A 21,213-nucleotide genomic window follows, 5' to 3' on the forward strand; every position below is an offset into this window, starting at 1 on the left:
TTGGGAGGTGGGGGTGTTGGCGAGCGAGCGATGGAATGCTCGTCTCGCCGTGTTGCGGGGAGGTGTGCGTCGGGTGAGAAGTTAGTGTCGCGTTCATGACACGACAAGGTTGAGGGCGGGACTTTCTTTCTGTGGACCGGTGAGCGGGCTCGCGTACGATGGGTGGCGCAGAAGGGGAGTAGCTCTTCGCCGGACCGTCGACATACTGCTCAGCTCGTCTGAGCCGGCGCCCGGAGGCGGACCTCGAATCCGAGGTCGGCCAGCGAGACCTTCGGCAAGCAGTGCACGCCCGTGCCCTACGGCACGGGTGCCGAGTGTGCTGCCGTGCCGAGGTGTCGCAGTGCAGTGACAGTGCTCTCGGTGGGGCAGCCCGACCGATTGAGGAACCTTGATCAGCTTTACCGTGACGGCGGTCGTCTTCGGAGTCGTCTTCCTCGCCGAACTGCCCGACAAGACCGCGCTCGCCGGGCTCGTCCTCGGCACCCGCTATCGCGCCTCGTACGTCTTCGCCGGTGTCGCCGCCGCGTTCGCGGTGCATGTCGCGCTGGCCGTGGCGGCCGGCAGCGTACTGACGCTGCTGCCGCAGCAGCTCGTGCAGGCGCTCACCGGTGTGCTCTTCCTCGGCGGCGCCGCGGTGCTGCTGATGAAGAAGGACGAGGACGAGACGGAGGTCCGCAAGCCGGAGAACCAGTCCTTCTGGAAGGTGTCCGGCGCCGGGTTCATGCTCATCCTGGTCGCCGAGTTCGGTGATCTGACGCAGATCATGACGGCGAACCTCGCGGCCCGCTACGACGATCCGCTGTCGGTCGGTATCGGTGCGGTGCTGGCGCTGTGGAGTGTGGCGGCGATCGGCATCGTCGGCGGGAAGGCGCTGATGCGGCGGGTGCCGCTGAAGCTGATCACCAAGGTGGCGGCGCTGCTGATGCTCGGGCTGGGCCTGTGGAGCCTGTGGGAGGCGATCGCCGGCTGAACCGATCGCCGGCTGAACTGTCGGTGAATGGTTTCCGGAGACGGTGGCGCGAAGGGGGCCGCGTTTTGTACCGTGGGGGAACAAAGTGGTCCCCGCCCGTTTTCCCTGACCGGCGGGCGGGACCACCTTGTCCCTCCGGGGGCCACCTCTGTACCCCCGCGCCCCTCGCCCTGGAGCTGCCGATGTCGGCCACCGCCGTGCCCACCACGCCCACGCCCGCCGTGCTCACCGCCCGTGCCCTCCTGCTCGACATGGACGGCACCCTCGTGAACTCCGACGCCGTCGTGGAACGGATCTGGCGTCGCTGGGCCGAGCGGCACGGGCTCGACGGCGACGAGGTGATGAAGGTCGTCCACGGGCGGCAGGGGTACGCCTCGATGGCCCTGCTGCTGCCCGACCGGCCGATGGAGCAGAACTACGCCGACAACGCGCGCATGCTCGCCGAGGAGACGGCGGATGTGGAGGGCGTGGTGCCGATTCCTGGGGCGCCGGAGTTCCTGGCCTCCCTGCGGGGGCTGCCGCATGCGCTCGTGACGTCCGCCGATGTGCCGCTCTCCACGGCGCGGATGGCTGCCGCCGGCCTTGAGCAGCCGGATGTGCGGGTCACCGCGGAATCCGTGGGCGCCAGCAAGCCCGACCCGGAGGGCTTCCTCAAGGGGGCCGCCGAGCTGGGGATCGCGCCGGAGGACTGCATCGTGTTCGAGGACTCGGGCGCGGGGATCGAGGCGGGGCGCGCGGCCGGGATGCGGGTCGTGGGGGTCGGCTCCCGTGCCGGGTTCCACGGACCGGACGCGCTGGTCTCGGACTTGCGGGAGGTTCGGGTGGAGGCTGTGGGGGACGGGACGATGCGGGTGTACGTCGGCTAGGGAGCGGCTGCTGTCGCGGGGCGCCCCGCATGGGGCTGAGCGCGGAGGCCGGGACGCTCACCCGCGCCGGCGGGTGGGCCCAGGCCAGGCCGGCCGAACAGCTGACGGTACTGCACCCCCTAAGGGGCGCGGGGAACTGCGCGACCAGCCACGCGCGGTCCGCAGGCGCCATGGGACCCGGACCCCCGAGCTCTCAGGCGCACCGCGTCACGGTTCCGTCGTTTCCGACTCCAACCTCTCCCGCGTAGCCAGGTCATACACCCCGTACTCGTCCGGCTGGACGCCCCTGGCCCACTGGTAGCGGATGACCGCGTCCTCGACGCCCTCGTTGTAGTTGCCCCTGGCCTCCCGTGTGTAGAGGCCGAGTTGGGTCAGGCGGAGTTCGAGCTCCGTGACCTCGGGGCCACGGTCGCCGCGCTGGAGGGTCGCAGGGCCGGGGTCCCGCGCGGCGGCGGAGTCCTCCTGGGAGTCGGCGGCCTCGGTGGTGGACGGGGTGTTCGTCGGTTCCGTCGTCGGTGACGGAGGAGGGGACGACGCGCTCGACCTCGACGGCGACGGGGAAGTGGACGCGCTCTGGGTGGGCGACGGAGTCGACGCCGGCGCCGCCGGCCGCGTCGACGCCTCCGTGGGCGACGGCGTCTCCCGGGTATCGCTGGTCGACGGCGCGGGCACGCTCGCCCGTACGTCGTCCGGCAGCGCCGTCTCTCGTACCGGCGCCTCGTACGTGAACAGACCGCTCGCCAGCCCCGCCGCCGTGAAGACAGCCACGAGCGCTCCGCCCGCCCCCAGCAGGACCGTACGCCTACGACGCCGACGGGCGGCGGCCACGCCAGGATCACCGCCGGTCGGATCCGGCCCGTCGGACTTCCCGTCCGGCTCGAAAAGGATCAGGTCATCCGCGCTCGGCGTCGTGGCCGAGGGCGCCATGGGGGTGGGCGGCGGTGCCGGCACCGCCCGCAGCGGCATCGTCCCGCCGTCCGCTTCGCCGGTACCCTCCAGCTCCACGTATGGCCGTATCCGCAGGGGATCGAAGTCCTCCGCCGCGGCCGCCTCCGCCGTACGGGCGTCTCGCAGGGCCTCGGACACGCGCAGGCCGCAGCCGCAGGACGGGGTGTTGTCGGCCCCTCTCGGCGTACCGCACTCCGGGCAGAGGTGACCGTTCCGGCCTATCGGGCCGTCCTGGCCGTCCTGGCCGTTCGAACCCTGCGCCCCCGTCGGCTCAGTCACGTGTTCGTCCCTCCCCTCGCGAACTCCCCAGATTATGCAGACGTTCATCACGTCGCCTCCGCAACCCCCGGAAGGACCGCTTCCAAAGGGACTCGACAGGCCATAACTGATCAAATCGATCACGATGGGAGATGCATGGGAGGTGTAACGAGACGCTCGGGAGGTCTTCATGGCCGAGGACGCGCACGGTATGACGGGAGATGTGCGTGACGCGCAGCCCCCGCAACGGCGAGCCGACGCGCACGAGAACGTGCCCGGCAACGTCCTCGTCTCCATCGGCGCGCTGCTCCTCGGCATGCTGCTCGCCGCACTCGACCAGACCATCGTGTCGACCGCCCTGCCCACCATCGTCAGCGACCTCGGCGGTCTGGAGCATCTGTCCTGGGTCGTGACCGCGTATCTGCTGGCGTCCACGGCCGCGACTCCGCTGTGGGGCAAGCTCGGTGACCAGTACGGGCGCAAGCGGCTGTTCCAGATCGCGATCGTGATCTTCCTCGTCGGCTCCGCGCTGTGCGGCATGGCGCAGGACATGGCCCAGCTCATCGCCTTCCGCGCCATTCAGGGGGTCGGGGGCGGCGGGCTCATGGTGCTCTCCATGGCGATCGTCGGCGACATCGTCCCGCCGCGGGAGCGTGGGCGGTATCAGGGGCTGTTCGGGGGCGTGTTCGGGGCGACGAGTGTGCTCGGGCCGTTGCTCGGCGGTGTGTTCACGGAGCATCTGAGCTGGCGGTGGGTGTTCTACATCAACCTGCCCATCGGGGCCGTCGCCCTTGCCGTCATCGCTGTCGTGCTGCGCCTTCCGAGTAAGTCGACGCGGCATGTCATCGACTACCTGGGCACTTTCCTCATCGCGTCTGTCGCGACGTGTCTCGTGCTGGTTGCTTCCCTCGGCGGGACCACATGGGCGTGGGGGTCGGTTCAGATCGTCGGGCTGGCGGTGCTCGGGGTGGTGCTCGCCGTTGCGTTCGTCGCCGTTGAGCGGCGGGCTGCCGAGCCCGTGCTGCCGCTGAAGCTGTTCGGCGTGCGGACCTTCTCGCTCTCCGCTGTCATCAGCTTCATCGTCGGGTTCGCCATGTTCGGCGCGATGACCTACCTGCCGACGTTTCTCCAGGTCGTGCAGGGAGTCAGCCCGACCACGTCCGGGCTGCACATGCTGCCGATGGTGGCCGGCATGCTGCTGGCGTCCACCGGGTCGGGGCAGATCGTCAGCCGTACCGGACGCTGGAAGGTGTTCCCGATCGCGGGGACGGGGGTCACCACGCTGGGGCTGCTGCTGCTTCACCAGTTGGACATGGACAGCTCCGCCTGGGAGATGAGCGTCTACTTCTTCGTCTTCGGGCTGGGGCTCGGGCTGGTCATGCAGGTGCTGGTGCTGATCGTGCAGAACGCCGTGTCGTACGAGGATCTCGGCGTGGCCACCTCCGGGGCGACGTTCTTCCGGTCCATCGGGGCGTCGTTCGGTGTGGCCATCTTCGGGACGATCTTCGCCGGCCGGCTCGATGACAAGCTGGTCGAGGCGTTCCGGGGGGTCTCGCTTCCGGCCGGGGTCTCGTTGGAGGGGCTGGAGGCGGATCCGCGGGGCATTGGGGAACTGCCTGCGGCGTTGCGGCCGGCCGCGTTGGACGCCTATGCGTCGTCGATCACCGATGTGTTTCTGTATGCGGCGCCGGTCGCGCTGGTGGGGTTCGTGCTCGCCTGGTTCCTGCGGGAGGACAAGCTGCGGGGGTCCGTGACCGCGCCCGACGTCACCGAGACGCTGGCCAGTAATCCCGTCGAGCGGTCGTCCTACGACGAGGTGTGCCGGGCGTTGTCGGTGCTGGGTACCCGGGAGGGGCGGCGGGAGGTGTACCGGGACATCACCGAGCGGGCGGGGTACGACCTGTTGCCGGCGGCCAGTTGGCTGTTGTTGCGGATCAAGAGGTACGGGTGGGTGGAGCCGGGGGTGCTCGCCGACCGGAGTTCTGTACCGCTGTCCGTGATTCTCGATGCGGCTCGGCAGGTGGAGGGGCGGCGGTTGGCTGTTCGGGAGGGGCTCGATCTGGTGCTGACGGATCGGGGGCGGGAGGTTGCCGAGCGGTTGGCGCTCGTTCGGGAGGAGTCGTTGGCGGAGTTGTTGGGGGACTGGTGGGGGCCGGATCGGCCTACCGATCTGGCGCAGTTGGTGAAGGAGTTGACCGAGGAGTTGTGCGGGTCCGATCGGGAGCAGCCGCGGGATTCTTGAGCGCCGGGTGTCTGCGGCGGCCCGTCGCTGTCCGGTGGGGTTCGCCTAGCGCCTGCGGGCGGACCCCCCCGGCACGTCCCCTTGCCGCCGTACGCGGATGCCGCGCCGCGGGGGCCGACATCCGCCGTGCATCAGAGCAGGGGCTTCGTGAACCAGTGCTCGGCGTAGACGCCGTCGTTGTGTGGGGGTGTTTCCTCGTAGCCCAGGGCTGTGTACAGGGCGCGTGCCTCTGTCAGGTCGTGGCGGGTGTCCAGGATCATGCGGGTCGCGTGGAGCGTGCGGGCTGTGGCCTCGGCTGAGAGGACCAGGAGTTTGCCGCCGCCCTTGCCTCGCATCTTCGGGTGCACGAACACCCGGGTGAGTTCTGCTGTGTTCGGGTTCAGCAGTCTGATGCCGACTGATCCGGCCGGCTCGCCCTCGTAGCGGGCCACCAGCAACTGGCCTTTGGGGAGGGTGAGTTCGGTGGTCGGTGGGTTGGCGAGCTCGCGGGACAATTCGGACGGGTCGGTGGGGTGGCCCTTGTGGAGCAGGTAGTAGCGGTCGCTGACCTCGGTGTAGTACGCCCGCCAGAGAGCCTTGGCTACGGGGGAGTCGGCGGGTTCGTGGGCTACGGTCCAGGTCATGGCCGCATTGTCGGTGAGAGGACTGGTGGGCTCGCAACCGAGTTTGTGGGCGGCCGGTTCGGCGGCCGTTTGAGGAGCGTTCTGGGGGCAACCCGGCACACATGTCCACAGGTGTGATCATTCTGATCGTGATAGCGGCGGTCGTCGTCGTGCTCGGCGTGGCCGTGCTGGCCCTGCGTACTCGGGGTGCGCAGGGCGGTCGGGGTCTGAAGCGGCGCTTCGGGCCCGAATACGAGCGGGCCGTGGCCCGGCACGACGGGGACGTCAAGGCTGCCGAGCGTGAGCTGGCTCAGTTGGTGGAGCGGCACGGCGGGCTGCGGGAGCGGCCGTTGGAGCCGACCGAGGCCGAGCGGTTCGAGGCGCGCTGGGCTGCTGCCCAGGAGCACTTCGTCGAGTCGCCCAAGGAGGCCGTCCACGAGGCGGACCGGCTGCTCGCGGAACTGGCGCAGGCACGCGGGTTCCCGGACGGCGCGCGGTACGAGGAGCAGCTCGCTGCGCTGGCCGTGCACCACGCGGACCATGTGCAGGGCTACCGGCACGTGCACCACGTCGCCCACGCGCGCGGGGGTGCCGAACGGGAAGGCGGAGGTGCGGGTACGGAGGAGATGCGCGAGGCCATGATCGAGGCCCGGGCCCTGTTCGAGGAACTGTCGGGGCCGGTCGGGCGGCGGCGGGCTTTCCACGAGTCCCGCAGGGACACCGACGGGCAGGCACCCGTCCGCAGCAACGGGCACCGCGGGCATCTGCCGTGGACGTTCACCCGTCACGCGAAGGGGAGTTGAGTGACATGACCGATGCTGCGACCGGCATGGGTGCCGGCAAGGTGACGGAGCACGACCTCGCGAAGAGCGCGCCCCCGGTCGCGCCCACCGGTGGGAGCGAGCGGCGTGGCAGTGAGGCGCGTGCGGCGGCTCCCGTGAAGGGCGGGCGTGCGGGCGCGCGGCTCTTCCCGCACGACGAGTCCGACAAGTACGAGCTCAAGCTCCAGCACGCGGTCTCCGGATTCGTCGACGGCCCCCGGGGTGCCGTGGAGGAGGCCGACCGGGTGCTGGAGGAGCTCGCCGCCCGCTTCACCGAGGCGGTGACGCAGCGCCGCCGTACTCTGCGCGGGGCCTGGCAGGCCAACGATCCGGCCGAGGGCAAGGGCGCGTCGTCCACCGACACCGAGCAGCTGCGGCTCGCGCTGCGCGACTATCGCGAGCTGGCGGAGCGGCTCCTACGCCTCTGACGCAACACCCGACTCGCCCGCCGCCCGGCGCCTCTCCCGCCACTGCCGTACGACCTCTTCGACGTCGTACGGCTTACGGCCCAGGGGAGGGCCGGGCGGCGGCTTCAGCAGCATGTCGCGGATCTTGACGTTGACGTCCGTGATGATCTTCCGGACCGTCCGTTCCGTGGGAGCCGCGTACGCCGCGGTCAGGGCGTCCTCCGCCTCCTTGCGCAGGGCCAGGGCCGGGGGCAGGACCGACAGGCCCTCACGGGCCATCTTGCGTTTGACCCACCACAGTTCGTCGTACGGCGCTTCCAGGTCGGTCGGCAGCGGTTTTCCGGTGCCGGGCAGTCTGTCGAAGTCGCCGCGGGACTGTGCGTCGTGGATCTGCTTGTCGACCCAGGACTCGAACGGGACGCCGGGGGGCTTTCGCTCGGTCATGAGTTCATTGTGCCGGACGCGGCGGTGCCGGGCGATTTATCATGCGGCCTCGGTGGCCAAAACGGCCGCCGTACAAGGACGTTTCAGAAGGAGCGCACGTGCTCGAACTCACCATGGCCGCCGTGTCCGCGGCGGACGAGGGTGCCACGGCCGGCATGCTCATGGCCGACGCGCCCAGCGAGCCGGGCGCCGTGTTGCGGGTGGGCCGCGACAAGTCGGTGTGCCGGCTGGTGACGCCGGACGAGTGGCTGTTCATCTCCCGGGTCCACCTGGAGTTCCTGTGCGGCCCCGACGGCAGTTGGCAGGTGACGTGGCTGCGCGGCTCTCAGCCGGACCCGTCCTCCGAGGTACGGCTGACCGTGGGGCAGTACGCCCAGCCGATCGGCTACGGCGGGACCGTGCCGCTGCCCAGGGGCGGCAGCGGCGAGATCGTCATCCATGACCGCACCGAGCCGCGCAGCATCAACGTCGGCTTCTACCACGAGGCTTGAGCCGCGCCTTACGCCAGTACGCGCGCCAGCGCGAAGCCGTCGTAGCCCTTGCTGCCCACCGTCTGGATCGCCGTGCCGCTCAACCTCGGGTGGCTGCCGATCAGTTCGATGGCGGTCCGGGTGCCCCGGATGTCCGGGGCCGTGCTGTCGGCGTCGATGACCCCGCCGCCGCGCACCACGTTGTCGACGACGATCAGGCTGCCCGTGCTGGTGAGCCGGAGGGCCCACTCGACGTAGTGCGGGTTGTTGGCCTTGTCGGCGTCGATGAAGACCAGGTCGAAGGGGGCCGGGTTCTCGTCGGCCAGCTTGGGCAGCGACTCCAGGGCCGGGCCGACCCGGACCTCGACGAGCTTGTCCAGGCCGGCCCGCGCGACGTTGCGGGTGGCGACCTCGGCGTGCCGGGGGTCGTACTCCAGCGAGATCAGGCGGCCGTCGGCGGGCAGGGCGCGGGCCAGCCAGATGGTGCTGTACCCGGCGAGCGTGCCGATCTCCAGGATGTTGCGGGCGCCCTGGATCTGGGCGAGGAGCTGGAGGAACTTACCCTGGGACCGGCTGACGGCGATCTGCGGGAGCTCGGCCGCGTCGCTCTCCCGCAGGGCCGCCTGGAGTGTTTCGTCATCCGGTGAGAGGTGGGCGGAGAAGTACTCGTCGACGTCGTCCCAGAGCTGCGACTCGCTCATCGCCTTGCCTTTCCTATGGCTAGTTAGATGCGCTAACTACCCGTCTTCGCCGTCGGTGATACCAGAATGGTGGATTCAGGCAGCCGGCGCAGGCGGCTGCACGGGGGGTGTCGGCAGCTCCGGCCGCCGGGTGCGTCGTACGGCGAACCAGGCGGCCGTCGCCAGGGCGAGGCCGAGCCCGCCCGTCACCGTCAGCAGCCACGCCGGGATTCCGGCCACCTTGCGCAGCCGGTCCTCGTGGATCACCTGCTGGAAGGGGTCGTCGGCCGGTGCCCGGCGCAGCTCGTGGTCGCCCACGATGCGTTCGGGGAACGGGAACTCCTGGCCGATCGCCGTGAGGAACGGTGTGCCGGCCGCCAGTTCGGCGAGCGGTCCCGTCCGCGCCGTGACCCGGCCGGCGTAGGTGACGCGAGGACGTTCCCCGCCGATCGGGGACGCCGGTTCCATACGGTGTGCGGCGAGGACGTACAGGCCCAGGGACTGCGGTGTGTCCGCGGGGCGCGACAGGCGCATCGGGTAGACCGGCTCGTCGGTGCGGAAGGTGAGGTGCAGGGGGTCGAGGGCGCCGGTGAGGGGAGTACCGGTGGTCCGCGGGGTGAGCTTGACGGCCACGTACTCCCAGCGCTGGTCGACATAGGGGCGCAGGGCTCCCGTCAGGCGGGGCGGCAGTGCGAAGCCGTTGCTGTCCAGCCAGCCGTCCAGGGCACCGGGGTCGGTGGCCGTCAGCCGGGCCACGTCGAACGGGCCGAGCCGCTGCCGGCCGACGACGCCCACCGGAGCGCCGGCACCGGGCGGGGGCGGCGGGGCGCCCGCGGAGCCGTCGCCGCTCACCAGAGGCCAGTCGCCGTCCTCGGGCCAGAAGTGGTAGCGGGTGCGGCGCACAGGCGCCGTGATGTCGTGCAGATCCTCGAAGAGGGCCGGGTCGCCGAGACGAACCGTGGCGCGGCCCGGCACCGGCATGATCCACGCGACCCGCTCGGCGTCCCCGCCGACGGTCAGCCGCATCACGACCTGCTGGCGCACCCCGTCCCACCGCACGACGGACTCCTCACGCCCGACCGCCACGCGCGCCGCGTCGCCGGGCACCATGGCCCCGCAGCCGCACGCCCGGGCGGGAGCCGCGAACCGGCCGAGCTGGAGGGCGAGCAACGCCAGGACGACCGTCAGAACCCGCCTGCCCGTACCTGCCCGCAGTAAGTCCGCCATCGCGCAGCCCCTCCATCCCCGCAAGCCCCTCCACCACCATGACGGCGGCGGTTCAGACGGTACGGCGGATGGTGCGGTTCCGTGGCCGGGGTCCGGCGATGTGATCGATTCCGGCCCGCCGGGGTGACCCACCGGAGGCGGGCGAACAGCCCCGCGACTATCGTCTCCGGACAAAAGGAGAGCGGACGTCAGGTGAAGTCGGGGTTGCCTGCGTCTCTCCCTCCGGGGGTGCGAGCCGCATAGGGTTCGTAAGGATTCCTGACGCGTGGGACGTGTGTGACGACCGGGGCGGGAGGCCGACGAGGCGTGGCGAATGCGGATCACGGTGGGCGACCGGCGGAGGCACTCGGAGCCACGGCCGTCGGCAGGGTCCAGGCACGCGTGCGCGTGGCGCGCCTCGGTCTGTGGCTGGTCGTCGCGATGCTCGCCCTACGGCAGGTGGCCGTCGTCCTCAGTACGCCGCGCGGGGAGCGGCTGACGGATCTGGAGACCTGGGTCGGGCCGAACGGCGTCCTGCATGTGAAGGGCTCGCTGTACGACTCGACGCAGTTCACCGGTACGCCGTTCGGCGGGCTCGTCCTCAAGCCGCTGACCCGCGCCGCCGAACAGGCCCTCGGCTGGGGCTGGACCTTCGGCACGCTCCTGCTCGTCGTCGCCCTCGGCCTGGTCGCCGCCCGTGCCCTGCCGCAGCCCGTGAGCCGCCGGACCTCGCTGCTCGCCGCGCCCGTCGCGATCAGCCTGCTGATGCTGTCGCTGCCGGTGCGCAACACCCTCTATCTCGGCCAGACCAGCATCATGCCGGTCCTGCTCGTGCTGCTCGGCTGCTTCGCCGCCCGCGGCGAGCGCACCAGCGGCGTGCTCATCGGCGTCGCGGCCGCGCTGCAGCCGACCCTGCTGCTGTTCACCCCGCTGCTGTGGTTCACCGGCCGGCGCCGGGCCGCGCTCTCCACAGGGGCCACGTTCGCCGCGTGCACGGCACTCGCGTTGGCGGCGATGCCGCGCGACTCGTACACCTACTGGGTGCACCACATGGTCGGCGTCGGGCTCGGCGGCCGGGCCGACGACCTCGGCAACCAGTCCCTGCACGGCGCCCTGCTCCGGCTGGGGCTGACCGGCCCGCTGGAGATCGCCCTCTTCCTGGTCCTCGGCGCCGCCGTCGCCGTCCTCGCCATGCGCCGGGCCGTGCGCTACGCCCACGACGGGCAGCTCCTGCTGGCGGTGGCCGTCACCGGCTGTGCGGCGATCGTCGTGTCCCCCACCGCCTGGCAGCACCAGCTGCTGTGGGTGCTGCTCGCGATCGTCGGCCAGGTCGGCAAACGGGACTCCGACCGGTACGTGTGGCCGGTCGCCGTCATCCTGATCATGACGCTGCCGGCCCGGATGATGGTGCCGGACAAGGTGTTCCTCCACCCCCTGCGCGCCGACCTCGTCCTCCTGGCCGCCCTCGCCACGGCCGCCGTCGTGCCCTTCCTGTCCCGCACGTCGCAGTACTGGCAGACACCGATCCCCACCGAGTACGCCACACCGGTCCCGTCCCGCTTCCGGCACATCCCGCTGGTGCGGTTCCTGCGCCGCGTGATCACCCGCCCGAACCTGCTCTTCGAGCTGCTCCTCATCCGGGTCACGTACTACGCCTACGCCCAGATCCGCCTGGCAGCCGCGGGCGGCTCCAACTCGGCAGGCCGGGTCACCGCCGAGGAACACGGCGAGGAGATCTACTCGATCGAACGCGCCCTGCACATCGACATCGAACGCTGGGCCAACCATGCCGTCGTGCAGGTCGATTGGGTCCGGAACTTCTTCGACTTCTACTACGAGTCGTTCCACTTCGGCGTCCCGCTCGCCATCCTCGCCGTCCTCTACTGGCGCCGCCCCGTCGACTACCGCTGGGCCCGCACGGCCATCGGCTTCGCCACCGTCTTCGCCCTGATCGGCTTCTGGCTCTACCCGCTCGCGCCCCCGCGCCTGATGCCGGGCCTGGGCTTCATCGACACGGTCCACGGCACACAGGACTTCTCCAGGCCCGACTACGGCACCCTCACCGAACTCACCAACCAGTACGCGGCAATGCCGTCCCTGCACTTCGGCTGGTCCCTGTGGTGCGGCCTGGTGATCCTCATCCTCGCCCCCAGATGGTGGATGAAGGCCCTGGGCCTCCTGCACCCCCTGTTCACGCTCACCGCGATCGTCGTCACCGGCAACCACTGGGTCCTGGACGCGGTCGGCGGCGCCGCCGTCGTGGGCGCGGGCTTCGGGATGACGTACCTGTTCCAGGGCCCACGCGCGCGGACGGTCACGGCACAGGCCGAGAAGGTCAGCAGCGACTCCCGGGCTCCGGCGAAGGCCCGTACTCCGAGCTGATCCGGTACTCGCCGGGGGCGGTGACGGTCAGGCGGGTGAACTCGCCCTGCCGCGTGAGGCAGCCGCCGCCGTCGGCGTGCAGCCAGGGGGAGTAGGCGACCCGTACGGTCGCCGATCCGGCCCGGGACATGCGTACGACGAGGTCGGCGCTGGACGTCGACACCACGCTCGCGGGATCGGAGACGAGGGGTACGGCCTCCCGCACCCGGAAGATCCGCCAGTGCTCGTCCTGCCACACGGGCTCCAGCCACTCGGGCCGGTCCTCGTGTATGAGCCGGGCCTCGACCTTGGCGTACCCGTCGGGCTTGCCCAGCGGGAGGACGACGTATCCGACGGCCCAGCGGTCCAGCCACTTCCGGTAGGTCCCCGCGGAGAACGACCCGTCGTAGAACAGCCTGGCCCGCTCCATGTCCAGCTGACGATTCCAGCCGCGGGCCATGTTCACGTGCGGGGCGAGTCCGCTGGCCTCGCGGTGGTTGCGGGCGGGCACGACCTCGACGCGGGTGCGGTCGGCGCCGAGATGGTCCAGGGCGCGGACCACTCCCTGGGTCTCGACGGCCCAGGCGGGCACGGTGGTGGAGACGTAGAGGTCGTCGCCGGTCTTCTTGGTGACCCAGCCGACCGAGAAGACGAGGGCGGCGATCAGCAGATTCCGGCGGACCTTCGCGAGCCGGGGCTGGGCCACCAGGACGGCGAGGAGGGCCGCGGGCGCGAACAACTCGGCGAAGCGCTCGACGTTCGTGCCGATGGGGGAGGGGATGAGATACGTCAGGACCGCCCCGGCCGCGTAGACGGCACCGCTCCAGCGGGCGACACGCCAGGAGCGCGGGGCCAGGAACGTGACGGCGAGGCCCAGGAAGAAGGGCGGCCATATGCGGTCGGCGAACATCAACTGCTCGCCCTTGAAGGGGAAGAGGAGGGTCGTCGCGCCGACGGTGACGGCGGGCGGGAGGAGGAGAGTGAGGGCGCGGGCCCAGTCGCGGGTGAGGAGGAACGCGGCGCCCACGACGACGAGGAACAGTCCGGCCACGGGGCTCGCCATCGTAGCGAGGGCCGCGTACGCGGCGGCGAGCACGAGCCGCTTCTCACGGGTCAGCAGCAGACAGGCGGCCAGTCCGAAGGCCACACCGAGCGCGAAGGTGGTGCGGCCGGAGGCCACGTTGCACCACAGGGCGAAGGCCGCGAGCAGGGCCGGGCCGAGAGGGCGCGGGATGCCCTTGGCGCGAGTGATGAGGACCGCCGCCAGCCAGGTGGCGGCGAGCCCGGAGACGACGGTCACCGTGCGGACGCCGAGCGCGGCCATCAGGTAGGGCGAGATCAGGCTGTAGTTGGCGGTGTGCGTGCCCCCGTACCAGAACAGGTTGTAGGCCGAACCGCCGTGCCGGGTGGCGAAGCCGGTCCAGGCGTCCTGCGCGGCCAGGTCACCGCCGCCGGTGGCGAGGAACAGGGCCCAGATCGCGTAGAGGGGGACGGTGGGGAGGGTGGCGAGGAGGGGTATTCGGTGGCGGGCCCAGATCGTGTCCAGCAACCGCTCCCGGGCAGGGGGTGCCTGCTGCGGGGCGCTCGGGCGGGTGCGGGTGCTGGTGAGGTCGGCTTGGGCCACGTGATCGAAGACGTGGAACGGGGTGGGAACGTTCATCGGCCGATGAAGTGGCTGCCTTCCTTCCGCTTCAGGCCATGGGCATGGACGGCAGGGAGGGCAGTGACCAGGCTGTTCTGACCCGCTGGAGTGTGGCGCGGGCGAGGGTGTCCGCGGTGCCGATCTCGCGTTGGGCTCTGGCGAGGGCGGCGAAGGAGCCGGGGTGGTGGGGATCGGAGGCCGTGATGATCCGCTGCTCGGTGAGTCGGTTCGTGAAGATCTGCTGCACGGTGTCCAGGTGGTAGGCGCGGTTGGCCAGCGTCGCGCCCATCCGGGCACGTTCGGCGGTCGCCCCGGCCTGCTGATGGATGATGTTTCCGAGTGCGCCGAGCGGGGCGTCCTCGGCGAGCACGTCCCGGTGGAAGAGCTGCGCCAGCTCGGCGTGCTCCTCGGAGCCGCCGGCGGTGTTGGCTATGCGGTCGACCTCGCGCTCCACCAGCCGTGCGGCCAGGTCGCCCAGCGCGCGTGCGTCCTCCGTCGACACGTACGAGAAGGCCGCGCGTGCCGTCCGCAGGAGATCACGCGGCATGCCGCCCGACAGGCAGTGGAACAGGGCGGCGAACGGGACCGGCAGCTTCACCACCCGACGTGCCAGCAGCCGCTCGGCCGTCTCCTGATCCAGCGGTTCGACCCGCACGACCTCGTCGATCGCGCTGTCGAAGGCATCCCGCCGGCCCACCGGCGCCAACTCCGCGTCCCGCAGCGCCTCGTCGGACACCGACAACAGGAACAGGCACTTCGGCACGTCGAAGACGGCCTTGAGTTCGTTGAGGAAGGTGCGCGCGGTGGCGGCGGGCTCGATCCGGTCGAGTTCGTCGACCCCGATCACCAGCCGCCGGCCCTTCTCGTCCAGCTCCTGTGCGGTACGGCTGAGGAACCTCTTCAAGGCGTCCACGATCTCGGGGTACGTCTGTGGCTGCTCGGCGAGCGATGTCGCCCTGCGCGTCGACAGGTTCCAGCTCCGCCAGCCGGCGCTGAGGGCCGCCTCGTCCGACTGGGTCTGCAAGTAGCGGATCGAGCGCTTGTGCCGCTCGGCCTCCGCCGCCGTGCCGAGCCGTTCCTCGATCACGAGGTCGCAGAGCTTGAAGAAGAGGTGGAGCATGAACTCCCGCCGGTCGAAGAGGACCGGTACCGGTTCGACGAGGCTCAACTGGGGTGAGCGATCTTTTCCCTCGACCTTGCAGAAGTTCCGCAACAGTTGACTCTTGCCCACACCGCGCGGACCGGCCAGAGCAATGCTCCCGCCTTCCATCCCCGCGCTGATCACGGCCAGTTGACGGTCGGCCCGAGTCGGCACGTGCTCCTGGCCGGCGTGGAGCTGCCTGAGGCCAGGGGCGTCGGTGATGGTGAGTTCGGTGGAGAAGACGCGCTCGGTGCGTTCACTGATGCGTGCCCGAATGAAGCTCACCAAGGCCTGCTCCAAGGCCGCCCGCCATTCGGTCTCCCCTCGCAGTGCCGCCTGCCTCCGCTCCCGCGTATCGAGCACGGCGATCAGGTAGGAGAGGGAGAGCGACTGCCTCGCCGCGGACGACGCGAAGAGGCGAAGCGCCACGGGCAGGAGTACGGACACCGTCAACGCGGCCGTCGTCACCAGGAAGCCCCAGCCGGCCCCCGCACCCTCTTCGAGCGGCCGGTCGTGCTGGAGCTGCCAGGCGACGTCCGCCGGGGCCATCCCCACACCGAGCGAGCCCACCACCGCCAGAAGGCAGTACGCGACGCCACCAGTGACGAGCAGTTGACGCCCCTTGGCCGCCGGTGTGCCCGCCCGCGCGTCGCGTGACAGAAGGTAGTAGGCGAACCAGGGCACGAAGGCCACGCCGGCGGTGATCAAGGCGATGCCGAGGAGGATTTCCAGCCCCTTGCCCGCGACAGACCTGATCGAGACGGGACGGTCATGAGCCAGAGCGTCCTTGAGCGCCTCGCTCCAGCCGTATGCGGCCACTGTGATGAGCAGCATCAGAAGCAGCAGCGTGCCGATCTTCAGCAACAGCGCGCGGAGCTCCGCCTCCAGGTCGGCCCGGGAGACAGCCTGCTGATACCTGTTCTCCGCGTCCCGGGCCTCCCCGAGAATGTCCTCACGCTGTGCTTGCGCGGCCTCCCGCAGGACGCGCTCGCTCACTCCACTTCCGCTGACTTCACGGCGTTCCAGAACGCCCGGCAGCAGATTCTCGAAGAGGTCTTCTCTCAGGATCGGCACGCTCAGGTACTTCCGCACCAGCACTCGAACCACACCACTTTGCCGCCCCCTGCCACAGGATCCACACCCCACTTGCCGACCACGGCGTCCAGCAGCACGAGCCCCCGGCCGCCCTCGTCGTCCGGCCCCGACTGCACGGCGAACGCGGGCAGTTGAGCGAAGCCGTCCGTCACCTCGACCCGCACACCGCCCGGCTGCCGCCAGATCAGCACCTCGCACCGGCGGTCCGGAACATGCCGTACGACATTGGCGACCAGCTCGGTCACGCCCAGCTCCACGGCGTCGGTCAGTGCGGGCATCGCCCACTCGGCGAGCAGCGAGCGGGCGATGGTGCGGATGTGCCGGGCCGAGTGTTCGCCGACGGTGAGGCGCAGCCGGTATTGCGCACGGAAGGGGACCAGGGAGGTGGGGGGAATGTATCCGTTCACGGTACGAGCGTGACCTCGCGCAACTACTCTGGGCTACCGAACGGATACAACAGGTCCCGAAGTGGGCCGAGTTGCGCGAGAGGGGCCGCTGCGTGACCCACATCAACATCCTCGACCCGGGCGCCTCGCCACTCGACTACTACGGCTTCGAACTACGCCGCTACCGCGAGGCCGCGGAGCTGACCCAGAAGCAGCTCGGGGACATCGTGTACTGCACGGGGTCCCTGGTCGGCCAGATCGAGACGGCACGCAAGCTGCCGACGTTGCCGTTCAGCGAGCGGGTGGATGTGGCGTTGGGGACGGGCGGGGCGCTGTCCCGGCTCCACGAGCTGGTGATGCGTAGTCAACTTCCGGCCTGGTTTCAACAGGTGGCAGAGTTGGAGGGGCGGGCGATTGAGATCTGCACCTTTCACACTCACCTGGTGCATGGTCTGTTGCAGACCGAGGCATACGCGTGTGCTGTGCTCGGTGCGGTGGACCAGAGCAACCTCGAAGACCGTACCTCGGTGCGGCTAGCGCGCCAGCGCATCTTCGACAAGGTCGAGCCGCCAGTGTTCTGGGCGATCGTCAGTGAAGCAGTTCTGCATCAAGGGATCGGTGGCCCCGAGGTGATGCGGGAGCAACTCGCCATGCTGTTGTCGTTCGAGGACAACCCCCGGATCAACATCCAGGTATTGCCGTTCTCGGCTGGGGCGCACGCGGGAATGCAAGGCTCGTTCGACCTCTTCCGCTTCCCGAGCGACCCGACCATCGTCTACACGGAGGGCTACGGCAGCGGGCATCCGAGCGCCAACCCAGACACCGTCAAGGACTGCTCGCTCCGTTACGATCATCTTCAAGCCGCCGCGCTCTCCCTCAAAGACTCGGCGAAGCTGATCCGGCGCGTAATGGAGGAACGCTATGGCGAGCAAGGCGATTCCGGCGGGGATGCAGTGGCGTAAGTCCAGCTATAGCGGTGATCAGGGCGGATCCTGCGTCGAATGCGCTCCGCTCGGCCGCCTGGCCTGGCGGAAGTCGCCGTACAGCAGTGACCAGGGCGGCGATTGCGTCGAGGTCGGTGAAACGCACACCACCATCGCCATCCGCGACTCCAAGAACCCGGCGGGGCCGATCGTCACCCTCGACCCCGCCGCATTCAACGCGTTCCTGGGTTGGGCTATAGCCGCTGAATGATGGTGCCGGTGGCCAAGCCACCCCCCGCACACATCGTCACCAGCGCGAACTCCTTGTCCGCCCGCTCCAGTTCATGCAGGGCGGTCGTGATGAGGCGGGCCCCGGTCGCCCCCACCGGGTGCCCGAGGGCGATCGCGCCGCCGTTCACGTTCACCTTCTCCAGGTCCTGCTCGAAGACCTGAGCCCAGCTCAACACCACTGACGCGAAAGCCTCGTTGATCTCGACGAGGTCGATGTCCTTCAGGGACATCCCGGCCTTGCCCAGCACGGCGTTCGTCGCGTCGATCGGGCCGTCGAGGTGGAAGTGCGGGTCGGCGCCCACCAGCGCCTGGGCGACGATCCGCGCCCGGGGCCGCAGCTTCAGCGCACGCGCCATCCGCTTGGACGCCCACATGATCGCCGCCGCGCCGTCGCTGATCTGGGACGAGTTGCCCGCCGTGTGCACGGCCGTCGGCATGACGGGCTTGAGCCCCGCCAGGGCCTCCATGGACGTGTCGCGCAGGCCCTCGTCCTTGTCGACGAGCCGCCACATGCCCTGCCCGGCGCGCTGCTCGTCCTCGGTCGTCGGGACCTGGACGGCGAACGTCTCCCTCTTGAAGCGTTCCTCCGCCCAGGCGGCAGCCGCCCGCTCCTGCGAGACCAGCCCCAGTGAGTCGACGTTCTCGCGCGTCAGCCCCCGGTGGCGGGCGATCCGCTCCGCCGCCTCGAACTGGTTGGGCAGGTCCACGTTCCACTCGTCGGGGAACGGCTTGCCCGGCCCGTGTTTCGACCCCGACCCCAGCGGCACCCGCGACATCGCCTCGACACCGCAGCTGATGCCGACGTCGATGACGCCCGCCGCGATCATGTTGGCCGTCATGTGCGACGCCTGCTGCGAGGACCCGCACTGGCAGTCGACGGTCGTCGCGGCCGTCTCGTACGGCAGGCCCATGGTCAGCCAGGCCGTGCGCGCGGGGTTCATGGACTGTTCGCCGGCGTGGGTCACCGTGCCGCCGACGATCTGCTCGACCGCGTCGGCGGGGATGCCGGTGCGGCCCAGGAGTTCGCGGTACGTCTCGCCCAGGAGATAGGCGGGGTGGAGGTTGGCGAGCGCGCCGCCGCGCTTGCCGATGGGGGTGCGTACTGCTTCGACGATCACGGGTTCCGCGGCCATGGGGAGTGTCCTCTCCTCGGTTACCCGCGCGGCGCGGGGGCGTCCCGGCCGGCCCCGCCACGCGGAACTAGAACACGTACTAGTTCCCATTGCAGTCTGCTGACAGCGTGTCGACTGCCGCAAGAGTCGTGCAGCGTCTGAAGTGTTGATCTGCGGAGATCTGCACGAATCCCGCACGCAATTCGGGGTGCCGCGCCTCTTGCCACTTGTAGAACCCGTTACTACCTTCGCGGCAATCCTTGCTCTGATGGTCCGTCAGATGGCTACATGGCTAGATGGCTGGAGTTGCCGATGCCTTGTCCAGCGCTTCCCGACGGGTTCGACTTCACCGATCCCGATGTGCTGCAACACCGCGTACCCCTCCCTGAGTTCGCCGAGCTGCGCCAGGCTGAACCGGTCCGCTGGATCCCGCAGTCGGGCAACGTAGCCGGGTTCCAGGACGAGGGCTACTGGGCGGTGACCCGGCACGCGGACGTCAAGTACGTATCCACGCATCCGGAGTTGTTCTCGTCCTCACTGAACACCGCGATCATCCGCTTCAACGAGCACATCGAGCGCGACGCCATCGACGCGCAGCGGCTGATCCTGCTGAACATGGACCCGCCCGAGCACACCCGGGTCCGCCAGATCGTGCAGCGCGTCTTCACCCCGCGAGCCATCCGGGCCCTGGAGGAGCGCCTGCGCGCGCGGGCGCTGTCGATCGCCGCCAACGCCCGGCAGCACTCCGGCCCCTTCGACTTCGTCACCGAGGTCGCCTGCGAACTGCCCCTGCAGGCCATCGCCGAGCTTATCGGCGTCCCGCAGGACGACCGGGCCAAGATCTTCGACTGGTCCAACAAGATGATCGCGTACGACGACCCCGAGTACGCCATCACCGAGGAGGTCGGGCAGGAGTCGGCCACCGAACTCATCTCGTACGCGATGAACATGGCCGCCGACCGCAAGGAGTGCCCGGCGAAGGACCTCGTCACCACACTGGTGGCGGCGGAGGACGAGGGCAACCTGCGCTCCGACGAGTTCGGGTTCTTCGTGCTGATGCTGTCGGTGGCCGGCAACGAGACCACCCGCAACGCCATCACGCACGGGATGCACGCCTTCCTCACCCACCCCGAGCAGTGGGAGCTGTACAAGAGGGAGCGTCCGGCGACGGCGGCCGAGGAGATCGTCCGCTGGGCGACGCCCGTCGTCTCCTTCCAGCGGACCGCCACTCAGGACACGGAGTTGGGCGGAAAGCGCATAAACAAGGGGGACCGGGTAGGAATCTTCTATGCCTCGGCGAACCACGATCCCGAGGTCTTCGACCACCCGGACACCTTCGACATCACCCGTGACCCCAATCCTCACCTGGGCTTCGGCGGGGGCGGTCCCCACTACTGCCTCGGCAAGTCCCTGGCGGTCCTGGAGATCGACCTCATCTTCAACGCCGTGGCCGACGCCATGCCCGGCCTGCGGATGGTCGGCGACCCGCGCCGACTGCGTTCCGCCTGGATCAACGGCGTCAAGGAACTCCAGGTGACCGCCGACTGACGAGACGCACGGCGCCACACTCGGGCCGACGGCTTCCCGGCGCCGTCGGCCCGTCCCGAGGGAGGCAGGAGCACCCCTTATCCCTACGCCCCGTTCCTGCCTCCCCCGAGACGGCTCCGTCCGTGCGTGGGGGACTCGTGGACATGGCGAAGGCGACGGCCCGGGGATCGGGGGCCGCCGCCTTCGGTTCAGGGTCTGGCGGGGTCGGCTCAGTACCAGCCGTTCGACTGCCAGAAGTCCCAGGCGCCACAGGCGCTGCCGTAGCGGTCCTTCATGTAGTCCAGGCCCCACTCGATCTGGGTGGCCGCGTTGGTCTTCCAGTCCGAGCCGGCCGAGGCCATCTTGTTGCCCGGCAGGGCCTGGACGAGGCCGTAGGCGCCGCTGGAGGAGTTGGTGGCGTTCACGTTCCAGTCGCTCTCGTGGTCGACGATCTTGGAGAAGCACTGGTACTGGGCCGAGTCCGAGATCATCTTCTTCGCGACCTTCTGCGCCGAGCCGGCTTCGGTCGTCGCGGCCTGGGCGGGCGCGGCGGCGAACATCGTGCCCGCGGCGGTGGCGGCCAGGGCGGCACCGGCGAGAGCCTTCTTCGGGGCGGAGATGCGACGGAAGGTGGAAATCGCGGACACGGAGAGCCTTTCTTCGGGGACAGGGGCCGCAGGCAAGCCGGAACCACGCGATGCGGGGCGGGGGCGTACGTCGGCGCCGCGGCCCCTGAGGGCACGTCGGCGCCGTGCGACGTCGTCCAGAGAAACAGGCCGGGAGGGTGTCCGCAATGGTCCCTTTTGCTAGTTGTGGTCGTA

General features: G+C 69.9%; 20 protein-coding genes. 10 read left to right on the forward strand and 10 right to left on the reverse strand.

Annotated features, from left to right (window positions below; translation table 11 throughout):
• Nucleotides 1-388: 388 nt before the first annotated feature.
• A complete protein-coding gene (locus tag ACZ7L5_RS06635) occupies nt 389-970 on the forward strand; it encodes a TMEM165/GDT1 family protein (protein ID WP_328881981.1) in 582 nt (193 codons plus the stop codon).
• A 182-nt stretch (nt 971-1,152) separates the two neighbouring features.
• Nucleotides 1,153-1,836, forward strand: coding sequence for an HAD family hydrolase (locus tag ACZ7L5_RS06640; RefSeq protein ID WP_471514953.1), 684 nt, complete (start codon nt 1,153-1,155; stop codon nt 1,834-1,836).
• Nucleotides 1,837-2,043: 207 nt separating this feature from the next.
• On the opposite strand, the gene ACZ7L5_RS06645 is transcribed toward ACZ7L5_RS06640, so the two are convergent.
• The gene (locus tag ACZ7L5_RS06645; protein ID WP_471514955.1) at nt 2,044-3,063 is read right to left on the reverse strand and encodes a peptidoglycan-binding domain-containing protein; all 1,020 of its coding nucleotides are present in this window, start codon (nt 3,061-3,063) and stop codon (nt 2,044-2,046) included.
• A gap of 169 nt (nt 3,064-3,232) precedes the next feature.
• Between ACZ7L5_RS06645 and ACZ7L5_RS06650 the strand changes: the two genes are divergently transcribed.
• On the forward strand, nt 3,233-5,284 hold the full coding sequence (locus ACZ7L5_RS06650; RefSeq protein WP_471514957.1) for a DHA2 family efflux MFS transporter permease subunit: 2,052 nt from the start codon (nt 3,233-3,235) through the stop codon (nt 5,282-5,284).
• Nucleotides 5,285-5,415: 131 nt separating this feature from the next.
• Here the strand turns inward: ACZ7L5_RS06650 and ACZ7L5_RS06655 are convergent, their stop codons facing one another.
• The gene (locus tag ACZ7L5_RS06655) at nt 5,416-5,907 is read right to left on the reverse strand and encodes a GNAT family N-acetyltransferase (protein WP_471514958.1); all 492 of its coding nucleotides are present in this window, start codon (nt 5,905-5,907) and stop codon (nt 5,416-5,418) included.
• 101 nt (nt 5,908-6,008) lie between these two features.
• Here ACZ7L5_RS06655 and ACZ7L5_RS06660 point away from each other — a divergent pair, with 101 nt between their 5' ends.
• Nucleotides 6,009-6,689 (forward strand): hypothetical protein, encoded by a 681-nt coding sequence (locus ACZ7L5_RS06660; RefSeq protein WP_471514960.1) that lies wholly within the window; start codon nt 6,009-6,011, stop codon nt 6,687-6,689.
• Nucleotides 6,690-6,694: 5 nt separating this feature from the next.
• Nucleotides 6,695-7,135: a hypothetical protein gene (locus ACZ7L5_RS06665; protein ID WP_363040585.1), complete on the forward strand. Its 441-nt coding sequence runs from the start codon at nt 6,695-6,697 to the stop codon at nt 7,133-7,135.
• On the opposite strand, the gene ACZ7L5_RS06670 is transcribed toward ACZ7L5_RS06665, so the two are convergent.
• Entirely contained in the window at nt 7,124-7,558 is a 435-nt protein-coding gene (locus tag ACZ7L5_RS06670) for a DnaJ family domain-containing protein (protein WP_363040584.1), read from the reverse strand. The two genes, ACZ7L5_RS06665 and ACZ7L5_RS06670, sit on opposite strands and share 12 nt — an antisense overlap.
• Nucleotides 7,559-7,656: 98 nt before the next feature.
• Here ACZ7L5_RS06670 and ACZ7L5_RS06675 point away from each other — a divergent pair, with 98 nt between their 5' ends.
• Nucleotides 7,657-8,049 carry an FHA domain-containing protein gene (locus ACZ7L5_RS06675; RefSeq protein WP_328881989.1) on the forward strand — a complete coding sequence of 131 codons (393 nt, stop codon included), beginning with the start codon at nt 7,657-7,659 and terminating at the stop codon, nt 8,047-8,049.
• A gap of 8 nt (nt 8,050-8,057) precedes the next feature.
• On the opposite strand, the gene ACZ7L5_RS06680 is transcribed toward ACZ7L5_RS06675, so the two are convergent.
• Both ACZ7L5_RS06680 and ACZ7L5_RS06685 read right to left on the reverse strand, forming a co-directional pair.
• Entirely contained in the window at nt 8,058-8,729 is a 672-nt protein-coding gene (locus tag ACZ7L5_RS06680; protein WP_471514963.1) for an O-methyltransferase, read from the reverse strand.
• Between the two features lie 75 nt (nt 8,730-8,804).
• Nucleotides 8,805-9,935 (reverse strand): DUF2330 domain-containing protein, encoded by a 1,131-nt coding sequence (locus ACZ7L5_RS06685; protein WP_471514965.1) that lies wholly within the window; start codon nt 9,933-9,935, stop codon nt 8,805-8,807.
• Between the two features lie 306 nt (nt 9,936-10,241).
• On the opposite strand from ACZ7L5_RS06685, the gene ACZ7L5_RS06690 reads away from it, so the two are divergent.
• Entirely contained in the window at nt 10,242-12,296 is a 2,055-nt protein-coding gene (locus ACZ7L5_RS06690) for a bifunctional glycosyltransferase 87/phosphatase PAP2 family protein (protein ID WP_471514967.1), read from the forward strand.
• Here ACZ7L5_RS06690 and ACZ7L5_RS06695 read toward each other — a convergent pair.
• The 3 genes from ACZ7L5_RS06695 to ACZ7L5_RS06705 are packed head-to-tail and all read right to left on the reverse strand — an operon-like array spanning nt 12,250 to nt 16,560.
• On the reverse strand, nt 12,250-13,935 hold the full coding sequence (locus ACZ7L5_RS06695; protein ID WP_471514968.1) for a hypothetical protein: 1,686 nt from the start codon (nt 13,933-13,935) through the stop codon (nt 12,250-12,252). The genes ACZ7L5_RS06690 and ACZ7L5_RS06695 overlap by 47 nt on opposite strands.
• Before the next feature lie 31 nt (nt 13,936-13,966).
• Nucleotides 13,967-16,132, reverse strand: a complete 2,166-nt coding sequence (locus tag ACZ7L5_RS06700) for a P-loop NTPase fold protein (RefSeq protein WP_471514970.1) — start codon at nt 16,130-16,132, stop codon at nt 13,967-13,969.
• A gap of 2 nt (nt 16,133-16,134) precedes the next feature.
• Nucleotides 16,135-16,560, reverse strand: a complete 426-nt coding sequence (locus tag ACZ7L5_RS06705; protein WP_471514972.1) for an ATP-binding protein — start codon at nt 16,558-16,560, stop codon at nt 16,135-16,137.
• A gap of 92 nt (nt 16,561-16,652) precedes the next feature.
• Between ACZ7L5_RS06705 and ACZ7L5_RS06710 the strand changes: the two genes are divergently transcribed.
• Nucleotides 16,653-17,501, forward strand: coding sequence for a helix-turn-helix domain-containing protein (locus ACZ7L5_RS06710; protein ID WP_471514973.1), 849 nt, complete (start codon nt 16,653-16,655; stop codon nt 17,499-17,501).
• Entirely contained in the window at nt 17,461-17,733 is a 273-nt protein-coding gene (locus tag ACZ7L5_RS06715) for a DUF397 domain-containing protein (RefSeq protein WP_471514975.1), read from the forward strand. The genes ACZ7L5_RS06710 and ACZ7L5_RS06715 overlap by 41 nt, the downstream gene beginning before the upstream one ends.
• Here the strand turns inward: ACZ7L5_RS06715 and ACZ7L5_RS06720 are convergent.
• Nucleotides 17,717-18,886 carry a steroid 3-ketoacyl-CoA thiolase gene (locus ACZ7L5_RS06720; protein WP_363040576.1) on the reverse strand — a complete coding sequence of 390 codons (1,170 nt, stop codon included), beginning with the start codon at nt 18,884-18,886 and terminating at the stop codon, nt 17,717-17,719. The genes ACZ7L5_RS06715 and ACZ7L5_RS06720 overlap by 17 nt on opposite strands.
• 291 nt (nt 18,887-19,177) lie before the next feature.
• On the opposite strand from ACZ7L5_RS06720, the gene ACZ7L5_RS06725 reads away from it, so the two are divergent.
• Nucleotides 19,178-20,413 carry a cytochrome P450 gene (locus tag ACZ7L5_RS06725; RefSeq protein WP_471515834.1) on the forward strand — a complete coding sequence of 412 codons (1,236 nt, stop codon included), beginning with the start codon at nt 19,178-19,180 and terminating at the stop codon, nt 20,411-20,413.
• 209 nt (nt 20,414-20,622) lie between these two features.
• Here the strand turns inward: ACZ7L5_RS06725 and ACZ7L5_RS06730 are convergent, their stop codons facing one another.
• Nucleotides 20,623-21,039 carry an aggregation-promoting factor C-terminal-like domain-containing protein gene (locus tag ACZ7L5_RS06730; RefSeq protein WP_328881995.1) on the reverse strand — a complete coding sequence of 139 codons (417 nt, stop codon included), beginning with the start codon at nt 21,037-21,039 and terminating at the stop codon, nt 20,623-20,625.
• Nucleotides 21,040-21,213: the final 174 nt, after the last annotated feature.

The organism is Streptomyces sp. NPDC107528 (genome assembly GCF_055639295.1).

What these genes read in the sequence shown, in the direction of transcription:
- ACZ7L5_RS06695 (WP_471514968.1), bottom strand. Translation starts at nt 13,935, where the DNA reads ATGAACGTTCCCACCCCGTTCCACGTCTTCGATCACGTGGCCCAAGCC.
- ACZ7L5_RS06640 (WP_471514953.1), top strand. Translation starts at nt 1,153, where the DNA reads ATGTCGGCCACCGCCGTGCCCACCACGCCCACGCCCGCCGTGCTCACC.
- ACZ7L5_RS06725 (WP_471515834.1), top strand. Translation starts at nt 19,178, where the DNA reads ATGCCTTGTCCAGCGCTTCCCGACGGGTTCGACTTCACCGATCCCGAT.
- ACZ7L5_RS06665 (WP_363040585.1), top strand. Translation starts at nt 6,695, where the DNA reads ATGACCGATGCTGCGACCGGCATGGGTGCCGGCAAGGTGACGGAGCAC.
- ACZ7L5_RS06660 (WP_471514960.1), top strand. Translation starts at nt 6,009, where the DNA reads ATGTCCACAGGTGTGATCATTCTGATCGTGATAGCGGCGGTCGTCGTC.
- ACZ7L5_RS06715 (WP_471514975.1), top strand. Translation starts at nt 17,461, where the DNA reads ATGGCGAGCAAGGCGATTCCGGCGGGGATGCAGTGGCGTAAGTCCAGC.
- ACZ7L5_RS06685 (WP_471514965.1), bottom strand. Translation starts at nt 9,935, where the DNA reads ATGGCGGACTTACTGCGGGCAGGTACGGGCAGGCGGGTTCTGACGGTC.
- ACZ7L5_RS06720 (WP_363040576.1), bottom strand. Translation starts at nt 18,886, where the DNA reads ATGGCCGCGGAACCCGTGATCGTCGAAGCAGTACGCACCCCCATCGGC.
- ACZ7L5_RS06655 (WP_471514958.1), bottom strand. Translation starts at nt 5,907, where the DNA reads ATGACCTGGACCGTAGCCCACGAACCCGCCGACTCCCCCGTAGCCAAG.
- ACZ7L5_RS06650 (WP_471514957.1), top strand. Translation starts at nt 3,233, where the DNA reads ATGGCCGAGGACGCGCACGGTATGACGGGAGATGTGCGTGACGCGCAG.
- ACZ7L5_RS06670 (WP_363040584.1), bottom strand. Translation starts at nt 7,558, where the DNA reads ATGACCGAGCGAAAGCCCCCCGGCGTCCCGTTCGAGTCCTGGGTCGAC.
- ACZ7L5_RS06680 (WP_471514963.1), bottom strand. Translation starts at nt 8,729, where the DNA reads ATGAGCGAGTCGCAGCTCTGGGACGACGTCGACGAGTACTTCTCCGCC.